The 18,812-nt window shown below is 35.6% G+C and carries 20 protein-coding genes; 7 read left to right on the top strand and 13 right to left on the bottom strand.

Annotated elements, in window-relative coordinates; genetic code table 11:
- Positions 1-9: 9 nt before the first annotated feature.
- The 10 genes from FLAVO9AF_RS08830 to FLAVO9AF_RS08785 all read right to left on the bottom strand — a co-directional run bounded on the left by FLAVO9AF_RS08830 (position 10) and on the right by FLAVO9AF_RS08785 (position 7,603).
- On the bottom strand, positions 10-462 hold the full coding sequence (locus tag FLAVO9AF_RS08830) for an SRPBCC family protein (protein ID WP_159687199.1): 453 nt from the start codon (positions 460-462) through the stop codon (positions 10-12).
- Position 463: 1 nt separating this feature from the next.
- Positions 464-1,378 (bottom strand): TIGR01777 family oxidoreductase, encoded by a 915-nt coding sequence (locus FLAVO9AF_RS08825; protein WP_159687196.1) that lies wholly within the window; start codon positions 1,376-1,378, stop codon positions 464-466.
- The gene (locus tag FLAVO9AF_RS08820; RefSeq protein ID WP_159687194.1) at positions 1,365-1,676 is read right to left on the bottom strand and encodes a hypothetical protein; all 312 of its coding nucleotides are present in this window, start codon (positions 1,674-1,676) and stop codon (positions 1,365-1,367) included. The genes FLAVO9AF_RS08825 and FLAVO9AF_RS08820 overlap by 14 nt, the downstream gene beginning before the upstream one ends.
- 26 nt (positions 1,677-1,702) lie before the next feature.
- Positions 1,703-2,065: a hypothetical protein gene (locus tag FLAVO9AF_RS08815; protein WP_159687191.1), complete on the bottom strand. Its 363-nt coding sequence runs from the start codon at positions 2,063-2,065 to the stop codon at positions 1,703-1,705.
- Positions 2,066-2,083: 18 nt separating this feature from the next.
- On the bottom strand, positions 2,084-2,431 hold the full coding sequence (locus tag FLAVO9AF_RS08810) for a hypothetical protein (RefSeq protein ID WP_159687189.1): 348 nt from the start codon (positions 2,429-2,431) through the stop codon (positions 2,084-2,086).
- A 62-nt stretch (positions 2,432-2,493) separates the two neighbouring features.
- A complete protein-coding gene (locus tag FLAVO9AF_RS08805) occupies positions 2,494-2,997 on the bottom strand; it encodes a GbsR/MarR family transcriptional regulator (RefSeq protein ID WP_159687186.1) in 504 nt (167 codons plus the stop codon).
- A 127-nt stretch (positions 2,998-3,124) separates the two neighbouring features.
- Positions 3,125-5,152, bottom strand: coding sequence for a M3 family metallopeptidase (locus tag FLAVO9AF_RS08800; RefSeq protein WP_159687184.1), 2,028 nt, complete (start codon positions 5,150-5,152; stop codon positions 3,125-3,127).
- Positions 5,153-5,278: 126 nt separating this feature from the next.
- Positions 5,279-5,764: a 5-(carboxyamino)imidazole ribonucleotide mutase gene (gene purE / locus FLAVO9AF_RS08795; RefSeq protein ID WP_159687181.1), complete on the bottom strand. Its 486-nt coding sequence runs from the start codon at positions 5,762-5,764 to the stop codon at positions 5,279-5,281.
- An 85-nt stretch (positions 5,765-5,849) separates the two neighbouring features.
- The gene (locus tag FLAVO9AF_RS08790) at positions 5,850-7,004 is read right to left on the bottom strand and encodes a 5-(carboxyamino)imidazole ribonucleotide synthase (protein WP_159687179.1); all 1,155 of its coding nucleotides are present in this window, start codon (positions 7,002-7,004) and stop codon (positions 5,850-5,852) included.
- Between the two features lie 53 nt (positions 7,005-7,057).
- Positions 7,058-7,603 carry a hypothetical protein gene (locus FLAVO9AF_RS08785; RefSeq protein ID WP_159687175.1) on the bottom strand — a complete coding sequence of 182 codons (546 nt, stop codon included), beginning with the start codon at positions 7,601-7,603 and terminating at the stop codon, positions 7,058-7,060.
- Positions 7,604-7,701: 98 nt separating this feature from the next.
- Here FLAVO9AF_RS08785 and hpt point away from each other — a divergent pair, with 98 nt between their 5' ends.
- The 5 genes from hpt to FLAVO9AF_RS08765 all read left to right on the top strand — a co-directional run bounded on the left by hpt (position 7,702) and on the right by FLAVO9AF_RS08765 (position 13,726).
- Positions 7,702-8,232 carry a hypoxanthine phosphoribosyltransferase gene (gene hpt / locus FLAVO9AF_RS15680; RefSeq protein ID WP_236552304.1) on the top strand — a complete coding sequence of 177 codons (531 nt, stop codon included), beginning with the start codon at positions 7,702-7,704 and terminating at the stop codon, positions 8,230-8,232.
- 69 nt (positions 8,233-8,301) lie between these two features.
- Positions 8,302-8,874, top strand: coding sequence for an adenylate kinase (locus FLAVO9AF_RS15675; protein WP_236552303.1), 573 nt, complete (start codon positions 8,302-8,304; stop codon positions 8,872-8,874).
- A gap of 220 nt (positions 8,875-9,094) precedes the next feature.
- The gene (locus FLAVO9AF_RS08775) at positions 9,095-10,318 is read left to right on the top strand and encodes a hemolysin family protein (protein ID WP_236552302.1); all 1,224 of its coding nucleotides are present in this window, start codon (positions 9,095-9,097) and stop codon (positions 10,316-10,318) included.
- Between the two features lie 86 nt (positions 10,319-10,404).
- Complete coding sequence (gene obgE, locus FLAVO9AF_RS08770) at positions 10,405-11,406, top strand: GTPase ObgE (protein WP_159687168.1); 1,002 nt, start codon at positions 10,405-10,407, stop codon at positions 11,404-11,406.
- A 175-nt stretch (positions 11,407-11,581) separates the two neighbouring features.
- Positions 11,582-13,726 (top strand): S46 family peptidase, encoded by a 2,145-nt coding sequence (locus FLAVO9AF_RS08765; RefSeq protein WP_159687164.1) that lies wholly within the window; start codon positions 11,582-11,584, stop codon positions 13,724-13,726.
- A 156-nt stretch (positions 13,727-13,882) separates the two neighbouring features.
- Here the strand turns inward: FLAVO9AF_RS08765 and FLAVO9AF_RS08760 are convergent, their stop codons facing one another.
- A complete protein-coding gene (locus tag FLAVO9AF_RS08760; RefSeq protein ID WP_159687160.1) occupies positions 13,883-14,914 on the bottom strand; it encodes a glycosyltransferase family protein in 1,032 nt (343 codons plus the stop codon).
- 8 nt (positions 14,915-14,922) lie between these two features.
- Positions 14,923-15,738, bottom strand: coding sequence for a UDP-2,3-diacylglucosamine diphosphatase (locus FLAVO9AF_RS08755; RefSeq protein WP_159687156.1), 816 nt, complete (start codon positions 15,736-15,738; stop codon positions 14,923-14,925).
- 260 nt (positions 15,739-15,998) lie between these two features.
- On the opposite strand from FLAVO9AF_RS08755, the gene FLAVO9AF_RS08750 reads away from it, so the two are divergent.
- Together FLAVO9AF_RS08750 and murC are read left to right on the top strand one after the other, a co-directional pair.
- Positions 15,999-16,688 carry a lipopolysaccharide assembly protein LapB gene (locus FLAVO9AF_RS08750; RefSeq protein ID WP_159687153.1) on the top strand — a complete coding sequence of 230 codons (690 nt, stop codon included), beginning with the start codon at positions 15,999-16,001 and terminating at the stop codon, positions 16,686-16,688.
- 45 nt (positions 16,689-16,733) lie between these two features.
- Complete coding sequence (gene murC / locus FLAVO9AF_RS08745) at positions 16,734-18,089, top strand: UDP-N-acetylmuramate--L-alanine ligase (protein WP_159687151.1); 1,356 nt, start codon at positions 16,734-16,736, stop codon at positions 18,087-18,089.
- A 49-nt stretch (positions 18,090-18,138) separates the two neighbouring features.
- Here the strand turns inward: murC and FLAVO9AF_RS08740 are convergent, their stop codons facing one another.
- Entirely contained in the window at positions 18,139-18,744 is a 606-nt protein-coding gene (locus FLAVO9AF_RS08740) for a DUF1287 domain-containing protein (protein WP_159687148.1), read from the bottom strand.
- Positions 18,745-18,812 lie beyond the last annotated feature (68 nt).

The following is an 18,812-nucleotide window of genomic DNA, read 5'->3' as shown; positions in this document are numbered from 1 at the left end:
CGATGTTTTTTAATTTTTTTCAACTATTTTTTTTATGAATTGATTTCTTTCTGTTATGAATTTGGTTAAATGTTTTTTCAAAATTAAACTATCAAATATTTTTCCCAATATAGTTAATGGTACTTCGTATTGTATTTCATCTTTCATTGTTGTGCAGCCATTTACTTCTTCAAAAAAATGATTGTGTTGAAAAGATTTGAATCTTCCCTCAACCATTTCATCCCTAAAGTTCGAATACAAGTTCATTTCGGTAATTCTACTTTTATGTGTGAGATACAAACCGAAATGTTGGCCTCTCCAAGTTACCGTTTCATTTAAATTGATTAAACCTGATGTAACTCCAGCAATTGCCAATTCTTTAGTTTTGCTTGTTGATTGTTGATGTAAATCTATATTTCTGAAGGCATCAAAAACAAGCTCTTTCGGAGCGTTTATAATCGTGATTAAGGTGATAGTGGTCATTTTATGAAAGGTTTTTCAATGCTTTTTCTAAAGTACTGAATTCAAATTGAAAGCCATATTGTTGTAATCGTTTCGGAATCACATTACGACTTTTTAAAACTAGTTCACTTTCCGTTTTTATGATTATTGAGCCTATTTTTAATAGTAGCTCACTTATGGGGACAACAAATGGTACGCCTACAGATTTACTTAAAAGTGCCATAAAGTCTCTATTTGTAATGGGCTTTGGCGACACAATATTTACCACTCCAGTAATTTCGTTTTCGATGATAAAGTTTATTGCTCTTGCAAAATCGTCTTCGTGAATCCAGCTGATGAATTGGTTTCCTTTTCCTTGTTTTCCACCTAAACCAAACTTAGCTAAAGTCTTTAAAGGAACAAAAGCGCCTCCGTTTTTACCCAGAACTATTGATGTTCGCAAAGCCGTTTTTAAAGTATTAGGCGTTTCGGTTTTGAAGAATGCTTTTTCCCAAGACTGCGCCACATTCATTGAGAAGTCATTTCCAATTTCACCATTCATTTCATCCATTTCTTTGTCGAGTGAAAAACGATAGATGGTAGCAGTAGAAGAATTTAGCCAATGTTTAGGTGGATTTGCACATCGTGTAACAGCTTTGTTTAGAATCTTTGTACTTTCAATTCTAGACAACAAAATTTCTTTTTTATTTTTTTTAGTATAGCGACAATCTACCGATTTACCTGTAAGGTTTATTAAAACAGTTGCGTTTTCTAATTCCTTCTCCCAACCAGAAAATGTTTTTTTGGCATCCCAATTTACATATTTTATAGTATCCTTAATTTTTGATTCTCCTCTTGTCAAGATAATGATTTCTTCAAATTTATCTCTAAAATGGTTCGTCAAAACCTGTCCTAAAAATCCTGTTCCTGCTGCTATGATTAGTTTATTTGATTTCATTGGTATGAATTAAGATTGATAAATAGATGCATAAAAAGGGAGGTAAACACCAAATCCAAAATGTAGAGTAGAGGTATAACAGTAAAAAGAATAGAGTAACACCTAAAAAGTAAATTTTAATTAAAACATTTTTTGGATGTTCTTGCCAATACTTTATAGCTAGTAGTATTTGAATTGCTCCTGTTATCATAGTCGATAACAATGCCAATAGAAAGAGTCCATTTTCGAATAGTGCAAATAAAGAGATAAACAAGGGGATTCCTAATGCAATGATGTTTAAGTTTTTTATTGCTTTCATATTTTTATCAGTTAGAATGACTTTTACTATTGTAGTGCTTCTTTTGCTTTTCTTTTCCCTCTAAAGAAAAAATACAAATTCAAAAACAACATTAATCCCAAATAGATTGAAAACCCTCCAATTTTATAACTTAAGGCTTCAATTAAAGTTTGATAATCATTTTTATACTCACTAATAGTTAATATCATCAAAGCGAATCCAAGATTAAGTAGGTAAAAACCTGTCTCAAAAAGTTTGTTTGTTGCATTTGCAATTTCCTCTCTACCTCTGAAAATATCTAGCATATAGATTTTTCCATTTTTAAAAAGTGTTTTTGAAACGTAGTAAGTCAAGAATATTGCAACAGGTAAATAGATGCTGTAACCGATAAGGATTTTTGTCGTTTCCATAATGTTTGAATTTAATTGTTATTTGATTAATTTTTTAATGTATTTGGTAATTACCATAATGTTTGTGTAATGCAGTGCTGAAAGAATAAAAGCAATTATTGCAGTTTTTAAAGCTATAACTTCAATGAGTTGGTTTGTTGAAAGTATTCTTTCCCACGAAATTAAAGTCATTGCACAGTAACCAATATTCAAAAGATAATAGGCTAATAGTAGTATTTGATTTGTCTTTTGAGATAAAGTCCTATGTTTTGGGAGTAATTCAGCAACATAAATATTTCCGTTTTTATAGCAGATTTTGCCAACAATCAGAATTTTAAAAGCAGTTATAATGAGGTAAATAAAATACCCAATGATGTTGAGGTTCATAATTTTATTTTGTTTTAAACTTTCAGAAAAAAATGAAAGTTTGTGTTAAATTTTTTTTAGCTTTATTTCATAAACTTAACTACCAATTTGGTTAGCCAATTGTCTTTGTATTCAGTGATTTTATCCAAAACATTATCGGCTTTCAAAACAAAATCGTAGAGTTTTGTGGTTTGCTCAATAAATTGTATTTCTTCTGCTGTGTTATTGGATTGAATGGATGATACTTCTTTTAAAATTTTAAGTGCTGGTTTAATTTCACGCTTGCTTCTTTCTCTAGCAATTTTGACTGCTAACTCGTCTAAATCTTTTTCGGCTGTAAAAAATTCTCTTCTTTCACCAGCCTTGTATTCTTTATATACAATTCCCCAATCCATCAAAGCTCGTAAATTCATACTGGCATTGCCTCGTGAAATTTGTAATTCTTCCATTACTTCTTCCATCGAAACAGCCTCGCTTGAAACCATCAACAAAGCGTGAATTTGTGCCATTGTTTTGTTAATGCCCCATTGCGAGCCTAATGCCCCCCAAGTTTGTACGAACTTATTTTTTGCTTCTTTGAATTCCATAGTTCAAATGTATGTAAAAGTTTTTAAACTTTCAAAAATAAATGAAAGTTTATTTGAAATAAAAAATTCCGAAGTAGCAATACTTCGGAATTTTCTTTGAATTCTAAATTCTAATATCTGCAATCTTTTACAGCAACCCTGCTCTTTTCAAAAGCGCATCTGCTTTTGGTTCTTGTCCTCTAAAGCGTTTGTAGAGTTCCATTGGCAATTCGGTGCCGCCTTTCGAAAGTACGTTGTCTTTGAATTTTGTCGCCACTTCTTTATTGAAAATGCCTTTTTCTTGAAAATAAGCAAACGCATCGGCATCGAGCACTTCTGCCCATTTGTAGCTGTAATAACCAGAAGAATATCCTCCTGCAAAAATATGGGAGAAAGAAACCGACATACAATTCTCAGCTACATCAGGATATAAGGAGGTGCCTTCAAAAGCCGTTTTTTCAAACGCTTTGATGTTAGTAATCGCGCTTGGATTGTTACTATGAAAGGCCATATCTAAAATACCAAAACTCAATTGGCGAAGCGTAGCCATTCCTTCTTGGAAACTAGCGCTTTCTTTTATTTTATCTACATATTCTTGTGGAATAATTTCGCCCGTTTCATAATGTTTCGCAAATAATGCCAATGCTTCTGGTTCGTAGCACCAGTTTTCCATCACCTGACTTGGTAGTTCCACAAAATCCCAGTACACTGAGGTTCCTGATAAACTTGGATAAATAGTATTGGCCAACATACCGTGTAATCCGTGACCAAATTCGTGGAATAAAGTCGTTACTTCATTAAAAGTTAGTAATGAAGGTTTGGTGGCGGTTGGCTTGGTGAAATTGCAAACATTCGAAATGTGTGGTCTTTCGTTTATGCCGTCTTTGATGTATTGCGATTTGAAAGAAGTCATCCAAGCGCCGTTTCGTTTGCCTTTTCTTGGGAAAAAATCAGCGTAGAAAATAGCAACGAGTTCGCCAAATTCATCTTTCACTTCATACGTGGTTACTTCTTCGTGGTATTTATCGATGTCGAAAATTTCCGTGAAGGTCAATCCAAATAATTTATTGGCAATAGTAAAAGCACCGTTCAAAACATTTTCTAATTGAAAATAAGGTTTCAGCTTTTCGTCATCCAAATTGAATAATTTTTGCTTCAATTTTTCAGCATAATAAGCGCCATCCCATTTTTCTAATTGTTCAATGCCATCTAATTCTTTGGCGAAAGCAGATAATTCAGCAAACTCTTTTTCAGCGGCTGGTTTGGCTTTGGTCAACAAATCATTCAAAAACGATTTGACTTTGTCAGGATGTTGCGCCATTCTTTCTTCCAAGACAAAATGAGAATGCGTTTCATATCCCAATAAATTAGCTCTTTCGAAGCGTAACTTAGCAATTTTTAAGGCAATGGCTTGATTGTCGAATTCGTTATTTTGAAAGGCTTTTTTACCAGCAGCGATGGCGATTTCTTTTCGCAATTCACGATTGTCAGCATAGGTCACAAACGGAATATAACTTGGAAAATCCAAAGTAAAAATCCAACCCTCCAAATCCTTGCTTTTGGCCAATGCACTAGCTGCTTCAATAGCATCTTCTGGTAAACCTTTTAAATCGGCTTCATTAGTCAAATGCAATTGGTAGTTGTTGGTTTCGGCTAAAACATTTTCACTGAAAGTCAGTTTGAGTTTAGCCAATTCCGTATCGATTTCGCGTAATTTTAGTTTGTCTTCCTCCGAAAGTAAGGCACCATTTCGAGAAAAACTTTTGAATTTCTTGTCTAATAATGTTGCTTGTTCGGGGGATAAATTTAAGGTATCTTTTTGCTCGTAAACCGATTTTATTCTTTGGAATAAGGCTTCGTTTAAGGTAATATCGTTGCTGAATTCGGTCAACAAAGGCGAAACTTCTTGGGCTATTTTTTGCATCTCATCGCAAGTTTCGGCCGAATTCAAATTAAAAAAAATAGAAGATAAACGGTCCAAAGCGTTTCCTGAAAAATCCAAGGCCTCGATAGTATTTTCGAAAGTCGGAGCTGCTGGATTGTTGATGATGGCATCAATTTCTGCTTTTGCTGCAGCGATATTCTCGATAAATGCAGGTTGGTAATCCTCCAATTTTATCTGAGAAAAGGGTGCAGTATTGTATTTCGTTTTGAAGGTAGAGGTTAAAATTTCCATATTTTACCGAAGGGACAGGTCGCGACCTGTCCGTACTTTATATTTTATTATTATGATTTAAGATAGCGACCTGTCCGTACTTTTATTGATTATTAATTTAAAATAGCCGATTTGTTCGTCAGGTATCTATTTTTTCAATCCTTCAGCCGCTTTGTTTACGGCATCTTTCAATCCTTCTTTATAAAGGACGATTTTATCTAAAACGCATTTATCAGCACTACCGATGATTTGGGCTGCCAAAATTCCAGCGTTTTTAGCACCGTTTAAGGCAACAGTGGCAACTGGAACACCACCTGGCATTTGTAAAATTGACAATACAGAATCCCAACCGTCAATAGAATTACTTGATTTTACTGGAACTCCGATTACTGGAAGTGGCGACATAGAAGCTACCATTCCTGGTAAATGTGCAGCGCCTCCCGCTCCAGCAATAATCACTGAAATACCTCGTTTGTGAGCGTTTTGGCTAAAATCAAATAATTTTTCTGGTGTTCTGTGCGCCGAAACAATATCGACTTCTACTGCAATATCAAATCCGTTAAGGATATCGATGGCGTCTTGCATTACAGGCATATCTGATATACTGCCCATTATTACGGCTACTTTGCTCATTGTTTTATATTTAAAGATGAAATGATTGAAAAATTTAAAAAGGAATACTCCAATCTTTAAATCTTTCAATCTTTAAAATTTTTAATTATTGTGCAATCACTTTAATTGTATTTTTAACTTCCTCCGCAATTCTTCTTGCTTCAGCCATATTTTCATTCGCAATGGTCACGTGTCCCATTTTTCTGAAAGGACGAGTTTGCTTTTTACCATAAATGTGTGGTGTAACGCCATTCCAACCTAAAATCGTTTCGATGTTTTCGTAAACCACGTCTCCTGAATGACCTTCGGCACCTACCAAATTGACCATAATTCCAGCCACTTTACTATCGGTATTGCCTAAAGGTAAATCCAAAATGGCACGCAAATGATTTTCAAATTGTGAGGTATAACTCGCTTCAATGCTGTAATGACCTGAATTGTGCGGACGAGGCGCAACTTCATTCACTAGGATGTCATCGTCTTCGGTTTGAAACATTTCCACCGCCAAAAGGCCAACGTGGTTAAATTGTTGCGAAACATTTAGCGCAATTGCTCTGGCTTTTCCGGCTACTTTTTCATCGATTCTAGCAGGACAGATTACATATTCTACCTGATTGGCTTCGGGATGAAATTCCATTTCAACTACAGGATAGGTTTTGATTTCACCCGATGGATTGCGACAAACAATAACGGCCAATTCGTTTTTGAACGGAATCATCGTTTCGGCAATACATTCTACATTGGGTAACAAATCCAAATCCGAAGCTTTTCGCACCACTTTTACGCCGTTTCCGTCGTAACCAAATTCAGTACATTTCCACACAAAAGGCATCTCGACTTCACTTGATGCAACAGCTAATTGTAATGCTTCAAGATTTTCAAATCGAGTATAGGGAGCGGTGGGAATATTGTGTTGTGTATAAAAATCTTTTTGAACGCCTTTGTTTTGAATCAAACGCAAGGTTTTAGGCGAAGGATATACTTTTTTGCCTTCGTTTTCTAGTTTTTCTATGGCTTCTAGATTCACCAATTCTATTTCGAAAGTCAGCACATCGACTTGTTTTCCAAAATTATAAACGGTTTCAAAATCCATCAAATCGCCTTTGAAGAATCGGTTACAAGCTATTTTGCAAGGTGCTTCGTCGCTAGGATCGAGTACGTAAGTTTGTATGTCGAATTTTCGAGTGTCAAACAAAAGCATCTTACCTAATTGTCCGCCACCTAATATGCCTAATTTAAAATCAGAAGAAAAATAATTCATGGTTGTGTGTTTGTAAACGGCAAAGATACTTATAATGATTGAAACCGAAAATGCTATTTTATTTTCCTCAAAATGGCTCTCGAAACTGCCTTGTAGGCTGCGGATTGAGCAGGATAATCTTTTTCGATTATAATTTGTAACTCCTGATAAATCCAATCATTCGATTTTCCTTGTACAAATAGCGTGCGAATGCAATAGCATTTGGCGGCTACTTTAGTGTCAGAAATCAGCCAATCAAAGCAGCATTCTGTTATTTGCTCTAGTTGTTTTGGGCTTAGTTTTATGGTGTTCTTTTTAAAATGATTTTCAACCAATAACTGTATTACTTTGGCGACTGGACGAATCGCACTTTCATTGTTGAGTTGATTTAAATGCGAACAAAAAAAATCCAAATGCGGTTGCAGCCATTCTAGTTGACTATAAGTCACTTGTTCCAAAACCCAACAGGCTTTGTATGACTTTTCATCTTCAATAGCAAAGCAAAGGTGTAGTAATTCTTCAAAATGAGCGGGATGGTTCAAAACAAATTGTGCCGCCAGCACTCTTTTGTCTCGATAACCACTTACATAATCTAGATGGGACAACAGTTCAGCGCTCATATTGGATGGTTTTAATTTAAAAATACAAATTTAAAATCAATTGTTAAATGTCAAATCCGAATTCTGTATCTTTGCGCATTATTTTAAACCTAAAAATAATGATACAACTTCACGATAAACAATTTGTTCCGTTTATTTCTGCTAACGAAATTGATTTTGCTATTACCAAATTAGCGGCTCAAATTCAAGACGATTTTGCCGATGAAACTCCTGTTTTTGTTGGAGTTTTGAATGGGTCATTTATGGTGGTTTCAGATTTGATGAAAAAATACAAAAAACCTTGTGAAATCACCTTTATTAAGATGGCTTCTTATGAAGGAACTTCTTCAACAGAGAATGTAAAACAATTAATAGGTTTGAATCAAGACCTTTCAGGGAGGTCAGTTGTGATTCTTGAAGATATTGTAGACACCGGAAATACTTTGGTAGAGCTAAAAGAATTGTTCAAAAGTCAAAATGTAAAGCATTTCAAAATTGCCACGCTTTTCTTTAAGCCCGAAGCCTACAAGCAAGATATTAAAATTGATTATATCGGCATCCGAATTCCAAACAAATTCATCGTTGGCTACGGTCTAGATTATGATGGATTGGGAAGAAACCTATCCGAAGTATATCAGCTAAGCGAATAACTAAAATTTACTATAACTAATTAAAAGGTAATCTTTAACCATAAGGTTGCCACTTTTAAAATTACAAAAATGATTAACATTGTTTTATTTGGGAAACCAGGTGCAGGAAAAGGAACTCAAGCAGAATTCCTAAAAGAAAAATACCAATTAGTTCACATTTCTACAGGAGATGTATTTCGTTATAACCTGAAAAATGATACCGAGTTAGGAAAACAAGCTCGTGTTTTTATGGACGCAGGAGATTTAGTACCAGATGAATTAACTACCAAAATGCTAATTGACGAAGTAAACAAAAATTTGGATGCCAATGGAATTTTGTTCGATGGATACCCAAGAACTATCTCTCAAGCCGAAGCATTAGATGCCTTTTTGCCAACTATCGGTAGCCAAGTAACCGCTACTGTTGCACTAGAAGCTGATGACGAAGTACTAGTGGCACGTTTGCTTGAAAGAGGAAAAACGAGTGGTAGAGTAGACGACCAAGACGAAGAAAAAATCAGAAACCGTTACCAAGAATACAATGAAAAAACTGCTCCTTTGATGGATTATTATAAGGCGCAAAACAAATTTCACGCTGTAGATGGTATAGGAAGTATTCAAGAAATTACCGAAAGACTTACACAAGTTATCGATAATTTATAGAAGCATTTCCAGCTGTACGTTACAAGTCCTCCTCTTGTGGTTTGTTTTTGTAAAGCATCGCCCAAGCTTCTTTTAGTCGCTTAGCGCTACTTACAAAAACTAAACCACAATAGTCCGGGCTTTTCTCTTCCATCTGGGCTAAAAAGAAGTTTAACTAACAAACATAAAATTGGAAATACTGATTATCTTTTTTCTAATACTCTTAAATGGCGTTTTCTCTATGTCAGAAATCGCATTGATTTCAGCAAGGAAAAATAGATTAGAAACAGCAGCAAAAAAAGGAAATAAAAGTGCAAAAACAGCATTAGATTTAGCCAATTCTCCCAATAAGTTTTTGTCAACCGTACAAATAGGAATCACCCTAATTGGTATTTTGACAGGTATTTATTCTGGAGATAAAATCACCAAAGATGTAGAGCTTTTTATACAAAGCTATCAAGTTTTTCAACCCTATGCCCACTCCATTGCAGTAGGGATTGTGGTGGTCGTTCTTACCTTTTTCTCTTTAGTATTAGGCGAATTGTTGCCCAAAAGAATTGGTCTCAACCACCCAGAGTCTATTGCAAAGACTGTAGCGATGCCAATGAAATTTATTTCGATAATCACGGCTCCATTTATATGGTTACTTACATCTTCTACAGATGCTATTTTAGACCTTTTGCAAATCAAACCTACGGCAGACGGTAAAGTAACCGAGGAAGAAATCAAAGCCATTATCAAAGAAGGAACTGAAGGAGGCGAAGTACAAGAAATTGAACAAGATATTGTAGAGCGCGTTTTTCATATTGGTGACCGAAAAGTCAACTCCTTAATGACGCACCGTAAGTCTGTAGTTTTCTTGCCATTTAATGCCAACAAAGAACAAGTAAGGCAGTTAATGTTGAAAGAACTGCATTCCATTTATCCAGTTTATGGCGAGAATTTTGACGACATAGTAGGCGTGGTCAACTTAAAAAACATATTCTCTAATTTTGAAAATGATAGTTTCAATTTGGCGGATATTATGACCGAGGCACCTTTTATTATGGAACAAACTACCGCTTACACGGCTTTAGAGAATTTCAAAAAAACAGGTATCCATTACGCCTTTGTTTCTGATGAGTATGGTGATTTTCAAGGGGTGATTACCTTAAATGATATTTTAGAAGCTTTAGTAGGTGATGCTTCTGAGTTTTATAAAGATGATTTTCAATTAATAGAAAGAGAAGATGGCTCTTGGTTAGTTGATGGACATTATTCATTACACGATTTCTTAACCTTTTTTGAGTTAGATGAATTAATTAATGATTATGAAGTAACCACGGTGAGTGGTTTGATAATGACCGAATTGTCTCGTATTCCAAAACAAGGAGAAAAATTGATTTGGCAAAAGTTTGAGCTAGAAGTTATTGATATGGATGGGGTTAAGATAGATAAAGTAATGGTGAAAGCCTTAAATGGTTAATTTGGTTTAGGGTTTAAATGTTTAATGTTGTTGGTTCTCAGAACAAATTTAAACCTTTAGACTTTTAGACTTTTATACAAGAAAAAATGACAGAAGGAAATTTTGTAGATTACGTAAAAATATTTGTTTCATCGGGTAAAGGTGGAAAAGGTTCTACGCATTTGCACAGAGAGAAATTTATACAATACGGTGGGCCAGATGGTGGAGATGGAGGTCGAGGAGGACACATTTATCTAGTAGGTAATAAAGGACTTTGGACATTATTTCATCTAAAATTTGCACGTCACATCAAAGCGGGTCACGGTGGAGATGGTGGTGGCGATAGAAGTACGGGTGCTGATGGAGAAGATAAATATATTGAAGTTCCTTTGGGAACAGTGGTAAAAGATAAAGAAACTGGTGAAACACTCTTTGAAATTACCGAAGATGGTGAGAAACAAATTCTTTCTCGAGGAGGTAAAGGTGGATTAGGTAACTGGCATTTCCGTAGTTCGACCAACCAAACCCCAAGGTATGCGCAACCAGGTTTACCTGGTGTTGAAATGGATGTGATTCTTGAGCTGAAAGTTTTGGCGGACGTTGGTTTAGTAGGATTTCCAAATGCAGGAAAATCGACTTTATTGTCTGTGTTAACTTCTGCAAAACCAAAAATTGCGGATTATCCGTTTACGACTTTAAAACCCAATTTAGGAATTGTAGCCTATCGCGATTATCAGTCGTTTGTAATTGCTGATATTCCTGGTATTATAGAAGGTGCTGCTGAAGGAAAAGGGTTAGGGCATTATTTCTTGCGTCACATCGAGAGAAATTCTACGCTGTTGTTCTTGGTTCCAGTAGATACGCCAGATATCAAAGCGGAATACGATATTTTGGTTAACGAATTGACCAAATACAATCCAGAGATGTTAGACAAAGAACGTTTGTTGGTTATTTCTAAAATCGATATGCTCGATGACGAATTAAAAGCAGAACTAAAAGCAGAATTAGATGTTAAGTTCAAAGACGTTCCTTATATGTTCATTTCATCAGTCGCCCAACAAGGTTTGACCGAATTGAAAGATAAATTATGGAAAATGTTGAACGAATAATCTCTTTTCATTCAAATATAAAAGGTGTTCTTGAAAAAGAGCACCTTTTTTTGTTTTATAAAATTCATAAAATTAAGTTAATTAAGAGAATGTAAAATGTGATTTGGAATATCAAAAGTCGTTTAAAATGCGAAAATGACTTATATTCGCAATGCTAAAATAAATATTTACCTATATGAAAAAGATTGTCTTATTCTTGACCTTATGCCTTATGGCTTTTCCTGTAAAAGCAGATGAAGGAATGTGGTTCTTGATGTTCATCGAAAGATTAAACCATAGAGATATGGAAAAAATGGGCTTGCAATTGACAGCCGAAGAAATTTACAGTATCAACCACCACAGTTTGAAAGATGCAATTGTGCAATTCAATGGCGGATGTACTGCTGAAATTGTTTCAAAACAAGGTCTAGTTTTAACCAATCACCACTGCGGGTATGATGCGATTGCAGAATTGTCAACAGAACAAAATAACTATTTGAAAAACGGATTTTGGGCCAAAGACAAAAGTCAAGAGCTAAAACCAAAGTCGTTGTTCGTTCGTTTCTTTGTGCGTATGGATGATGTTTCTAAACGTATTTTATCAAAAGTAAATGATAAAATGACTGAAACTGAGCGTAACAAAGCGATTCAACAAGAAATGGCTTTGATTGAAAAAGAAAACAGTGAAGGCGGAAAATATACCGTTTCTGTTCGTCCTTTTTTTCAAGGAAATGAGTACTACTATTTTGTGTACCAAGACTACAAAGATGTTCGTTTGGTAGGAACTCCAACGGAGAGTTTAGGTAAATTTGGTGGAGACACTGACAACTGGGAATGGCCACGTCACACAGCCGATTTTTCTATGTTTAGAGTGTATGCGGATAAAGACGGTAATCCAGCAGAGTATTCTAAAGATAATGTGCCGTTGCAACCTAAGCATTATTTACCAATAAGCTTAAAAGGAGTGCAAGAAAACGATTATGCTATGATTTTAGGTTATCCTGGTCGTACTAACAGATGGATGCCAGCTAATGGAATTGATCAAAACGTGAAGTATGCTTATCCTGCTTGGGTAGAAGGCGCCAAAACAGGAATGGACAACATGAAAAAGTTTATGACTAAAGATGCTACTGTAAACTTACAATATGCTTCTAAATATGCGTCTACTGCTAACTATTGGAAAAACCGTCAAGGGATGATTGATGCTTTGACTAAAGCTAAAACGGCTCAAACCAAAACGAAAGAAGAAGCTAAATTTAACGCTTGGGCTAACAAAGCTGAAAACAAAGCGAAATACGGAGACGTTATTGCTACAATCAATAACTACTATGCGCAAACCAACTTAAAATCTCGTCACGATAACTATTTGACACAATTATTGCGTACTGCGACTTACGGAACTTTGCCTGCTAGTTTAGGAAATGGTTTAATCGCTTATGCTAAAGAAAACGAAGCAAAGAGAGCCGAAATGTTGCCAAGATTAACTTCAGCAATTGATGGCGCTTACGGAAGTTTGTACGCACCTCTTGAAAAAGAAGTATTGACAGCACAATTGAATTTGTATGCTGCAAAAGCTGCAGAATATGGTTTGGCACCAAAAGTGGCTGAAATGAAAGCGGCGAATAATGGTGATTTTACCAATGATGTACACAAGGCGGTAACTTCTAGTATTTTTACTTCGAAAGATGCAGTGCTAGCGTTTTTGAAAGAGCCTAAAGTTGAAACTATTACTAACGACCCTTTGTATGTTATTTCTAATGATTTGATGACCAAAATCAGAGCGAAATCGCCAGAACAAGCCAAAGCTGATGATGATTTTGCTATCGCTTTCCGTAAATTGGTGGAAGGTTTGAGAGAATCAAAATTGAATACGATTCAGTATCCAGATGCGAATTCTACTTTGCGTTTGACTTACGGAAAAGTTCGTGCTTTGCCTGCTGACAAACGTAACGATGCCAAAATTAACAATTACACCACTATGACAGGAATGGTAAACAAATACAAAGCGGGTGACGCTGAGTTTGATTTGCCTTCTCGTTTATTAGAGTTGAACAAAGCCAAAGATTTTGGTCAGTATGCTGACAAAGCAGGGTATATGCCAGTAAATTTCTTGACAGATACTGATATTACAGGAGGAAACTCAGGTTCTCCAGTATTGAACGGAAAGGGAGAGTTGATTGGTGTTGCTTTTGATGGTAACATTGAAGCAATGGCAGGTGATGTTATTTTTGATAAAAAATTGCAAAGAACCATCAACTTAGATATTCGTTTTGTGCTTTGGATTATTGACAAATATGCTGGAGCTCAAAATATTATTGATGAAATGACTATCGTAAAATAGTTCAAAATAAAATTGAAGGCAAGAAAGAATGTTGTGGCTCTCTAGCCCCGATAGCAGTGAAAATCCTCTAGACTCGTGACCAAACGAGTCTAGAGATTGTAGCGGATAGCGGGACGATGACAACCAGAGTGCCTATTTTTTCTGCTCCTAAAAACTTTAATAGATAAGACCGTCTTGATTAATTTCGAGGCGGTTTTGTTTTTGGGGATAGGTGTCAAACAAGAAGTCTAAAGTGTGTGGAATGACATTGGCCTCGATTTTGGGGTAATTCATAGGCAAGGTGAGCCAATTTTCTATAATCAAATCGAAATCTTGACCGACTTCGTAAATAACAGGAATGCCCATTTTTTTTAAAGCGGCAGCGTTGCATTCTTGCTCGTAATGTTTACGAATGGGGATGGAAAGGATTTTTTTGCGTAGGTACAACGCCTCCGAAGGTGTTTCAAATCCGCCACCAGTGATGATACCTTGGCATTTGATTACACTTTTGTTGAACAGCGCTTGGTCTACAGGATAATAAGTGATGTTTTTGACTCTATGCTTTGTTTTGACATCGCTCAAAAACCAATGAAAGTGCTCGTTGGGTAATTTATGGAAGGCTTTTTCTAAACACTCTTTTTGAAAAGAAGGAAGATAAACGGTAATGTGTCCGCCATTTTTAGGCTCAGCGTGTAAGATTTCATCTTTGATGATGGGTGGCAAAATGAAATCATCGTAACGCTCAAAATGTAGTCCTATGTTTTGAGGAGCAGGCGCATAATGTTTGAAAATTAATTCACCAATGGCATCTTTTCTTTCGGGTCGCGGGGTTAGTTTTGAGGTGAAACTGGCTTGATGACCAAAAGATACCGAGTGTTTTTTTTGTAATTTACAAGCCAATGAAGTGATGGAATCAAAATCATTGATGATGACATCGTATTGGTCTAATGGTAGCGAGCGAGCGTCTTTGTAGATTTGGTTAGGTTTTACTTTTTTGGCAATATTCCAATAATCTAGTCCGCCACATTGACTGTAATGAAGACTTAATCCATTGCTTCTGTATTTAATTGGAATGCTTGGATTTAAAGAAGCGTAAGTGCCGCTTAAGAGAAAGTCAACTTCGCCATATTTTTGCAGATAAGGGTAGAGTTGAATGGCTCTGCTAATGTGTCCGTTTCCTGTGGCTTGGATGGCGTAGAATATTTTCATTTTACAGATTAGGATAGGATTTTGACAACGATGTCGTTGTTTGTTTTTTCTTCGGAAGTGTCGGCATCTTTGTAATGTTCTTTAAGGTATTGGTAGATACTCCATTTTCCTTTTTTGTACTCTAAAGCGGTTAGATTTTCGACCCAATCACCACTGTTGAGATAAGTCACTTGTCCGTGTTCGTTTTCCATTATTTTCATTTGGGGTTTATGAATGTGCCCACAAACGACGTAACTGTAACCTTTTTCTATAGCGATTTCAGCAGCTGTAGTTTCAAAATTACTGATAAATGCTACCGCTTTTTTTACACTGTCTTTGATGGTTTTGGAGTAGCTTCTTTTTTCTTTACCGAACAATTCGCGAAACCAATTGATGCAACTATTGATTAGAATCAACAAATCATAACCTTTGCCACCCAATTTAGCGAGAATTTTGGCGTAGCCTCTGGTGGAGGAATCAAACACATCACCGTGAAAGAACCACGTTTTTTTGCCATCGATTTCTAAAATCAATTTGTCGACCAACTCAAAATTTCCTAAAACAAAATCCGAATATTTACGAAGGGCTTCATCGTGATTTCCTGTGATGTAGATGACTCTTGTGCCTAAATTGGAGAGTTTTATGATTTGTCTCAAAACATTCATATGCGCCACAGGAAAGTAACTTTTGCTGAAATTCCACATATCGATAATATCGCCATTGAGAATTAAGATTTGCGGTTGAATGGATTTGAGGTATTGTAGTAATTCTTTGGCTTGGCAACCATACGTGCCCAAGTGCACATCACTAATTACGACTAGAGGAATTTTTCGTTTACTTTTCATATGTGTGAATTATATTTTTAATGGACACATATGGTATGCTTCGCCAATTCGCTTCACTCGGGTCGATTTGTTTCTCTTTGGTGTTTGCTTAGGCAAACTTTTGGTTGTTATCGATTTCATATAAAGTTTTTACGAAAATAGGGTAGTAGTGTTAGGGGAATGTGATTTTAATTTTTTCTTTGTATTATTTATTTCGTCATAGTTTATCTTGAATGTAAATTATGCGTCTGTTTACTCTAAAATTTATTTATTTTTGAAGAATGAAAAAATCAGTACTGTTTTTTATTCTATTTCCTTTTTTTATGGTTTCACAATCTAATTTCGAGACAGCCGAAAAGTTATTTGAAGCCGGAAAGTACGCACAAGCAGTTCCTTTGTTTGAGTCGGTATTGAAAACAAATCCAAATGATTTGAAAGCTCTCGAATATCTTGGCGATATTGCAGGAAAACAAAAGCAATGGGATAAAGCGCTAGGCTATTACAATAAGTTGAAAAAAGTAAAACCAAATGAAGCCGACTATCATTACAAATGTGGTGGCGTTATGGGGATGAAAGCTAAAGAGGTGAATAAATTCAAGGCTTTGGGGATGATTGGTGATATCCGTTCCTCTTTTGAAAAGGCCATAACTCTCGAGCCTAAACACATTGATGCGAGATGGGCACTTATTGAACTCAATTTGCAATTGCCCGGAATTGTTGGTGGTAGTCAGTCGAAAGCAATACAGTATTCTAATGAGTTATTGAAAATTTCTCCTGTTGATGGTTATTTGTCACGTGGGCATATTGAGGAGTATTTTGACCGCTATTCGGCTGCTGAAATTCAATATAAAAAAGCGCACGAAATTGGCAATTCAAAAGTTACTTTTCAAAAATTATATCAATTATATTTGAAAAAATTAAACAACCCTAAGAAAGCGCAAGAACTAAAAGGGCAATTTGAAAAAAATTAATCAAATTTCAATTGGAATTTGGAACTTATAAATCTAGAATTTACTATGAAAACTCATTTTATAGCTATTGGCGGAAGTGCAATGCACAATTTGGCCTTGGCTCTTCACAACAAAGGATATCAAGTAACGGGTAGCGACGATGCTATTTTCGAACCTTCAAAATCTCGTTTGGATAAAAAAGGAATTTTGCCTGCTGAACTAGGTTGGTTTCCTGAAAAAATCACTGCTGATATTGAAGCCGTGATTCTAGGAATGCACGCTAAAGCTGATAATCCAGAATTATTAAAAGCTCAAGAATTAGGATTGAAAATTTATTCTTACCCTGAGTTTTTATACGAACAATCCAAAAACAAAACCCGTGTTGTAATAGGAGGGTCGCACGGAAAAACTACAATTACCTCAATGATTTTGCACGTGATGCACTATCATAACATAGAAGTTGATTATATGGTGGGCGCCCAATTGGAAGGCTTTGATACTATGGTGCATCTTACAGAAGAAAATGATTTTATGGTTTTGGAAGGGGATGAGTATTTGTCTTCACCAATTGATAGAAGACCAAAATTTCATTTGTACCAACCGAACATTGCTTTGATTTCTGGAATTGCTTGGGACCATATCAATGTTTTTCCGACCTATGAAAATTACGTGAATCAATTCGAGATTTTTATTGACAAAATCACCAATGGCGGGATTTTAGTGTATAATGCAGAAGATTCAGAAGTGAAAAGAGTGGCCGAAGCAGCTACGAATCCTATTCGAAAAATGGCATATACCACTCCAAATTATGAAGTAAAAGATGGTGTTACACTTTTAGAAACGCCAGAAGGCCCTATGCCAATTGAAGTCTTTGGAGCACATAATTTGAACAATCTCGCTGGAGCCAAATGGATTTGTCAAAATATGGGTGTAGATGAAGCTGATTTTTATGAAGCGATTGCTAGTTTTAAAGGAGCTTCGAAACGCTTAGAGAAAATAGCCGAAGGTAAAGGGAAAGTGGCTTATAAAGATTTTGCTCATTCGCCGAGTAAAGTAGCGGCAACTACAAAAGCGGTAAAAGAGCAATATCCTGATCGTACGTTGGTAGCTTGTTTGGAATTACACACTTACAGCAGTTTGAATGCTGAATTTTTAAAAGAATACGAAGGAGCGCTTGAATATGCTGATGTTGCCGTGGTTTTCTATTCTCCTGATGCCGTAAAAATTAAGCAACTCGAAGAAGTGACGTATGAACAAATAGCCAAAGCTTTCAATAGAGAAGACTTAATTATTTATACTAATCCAGCCGAATTCAAGACTTTTTTGTTTAATCAAAATTTAGAAAACTCAGCATTGCTATTAATGAGCTCTGGAAATTACGGAGGGTTGAATTTTGATGAGGTTAAAAATTTGATGTTGTAATATCGAGTCGATAAAATAATGATAAGGTGTCAGTTTTTGGCACCTTTTTTTATTTCTCGTATTGAAAGTGCCCCACTATTTTGTATTTGAATAAGCAATCTTCTAGGACTTGTCCGTACCCAACATTATGAACAAGTAAGGGGCGCAAGCCATCACTTGTTTTCTTATGAGTTACAATTCCTATGTGAGGAAGTTTTCCGTTAATCATCCAAGTGACAATGTCTCCGGTTTTGTAATCCTTAGCGTTATCGGATACTAATAGTTTTTTACCTTTTCTTTCAAAGAAAACTTCCAAATTTGGAACCCTTCTGTGGTCAATGTTGGTATCGGTTTTCTTCATTCCCCATTTTTTGAGATTAGGATATTTTGGAAAATTTGCTTTCATATCCTCGTGTACTTCTTTTTGTAAATCAATATTGAGTTTTCTGTAGGCTCTTATTACTACATCGGTACAAACGCCTTTGTTTTTGGGAACATCCCCATTTGGATATTTTATGGAACAATAAGTGGGGTCATATTTGATATTTGGATTTATAATTGCTAGCGCAGCTTCCGAAAGTTGTATTGAAAAGGGTCTTGTATTTGATGTAAAAGCTGGATTTGTAGTAGTAGCCGAAAAATAATTTAGTAGGAAAATTAAATAAATTGCTTTCATTTTTTTACTTTTATTATAAAACGATGTTTTTTTTAAACTAGTATAGTGTTCAATTTTAATTATTTAGC

Origin of the sequence: Flavobacterium sp. 9R (assembly GCF_902506345.1) — a bacterium.
In the GTDB taxonomy this organism is placed as follows: Bacteria; Bacteroidota; Bacteroidia; order Flavobacteriales; family Flavobacteriaceae; genus Flavobacterium.
This window is presented reverse-complemented; position numbering and strand designations above follow the sequence as displayed.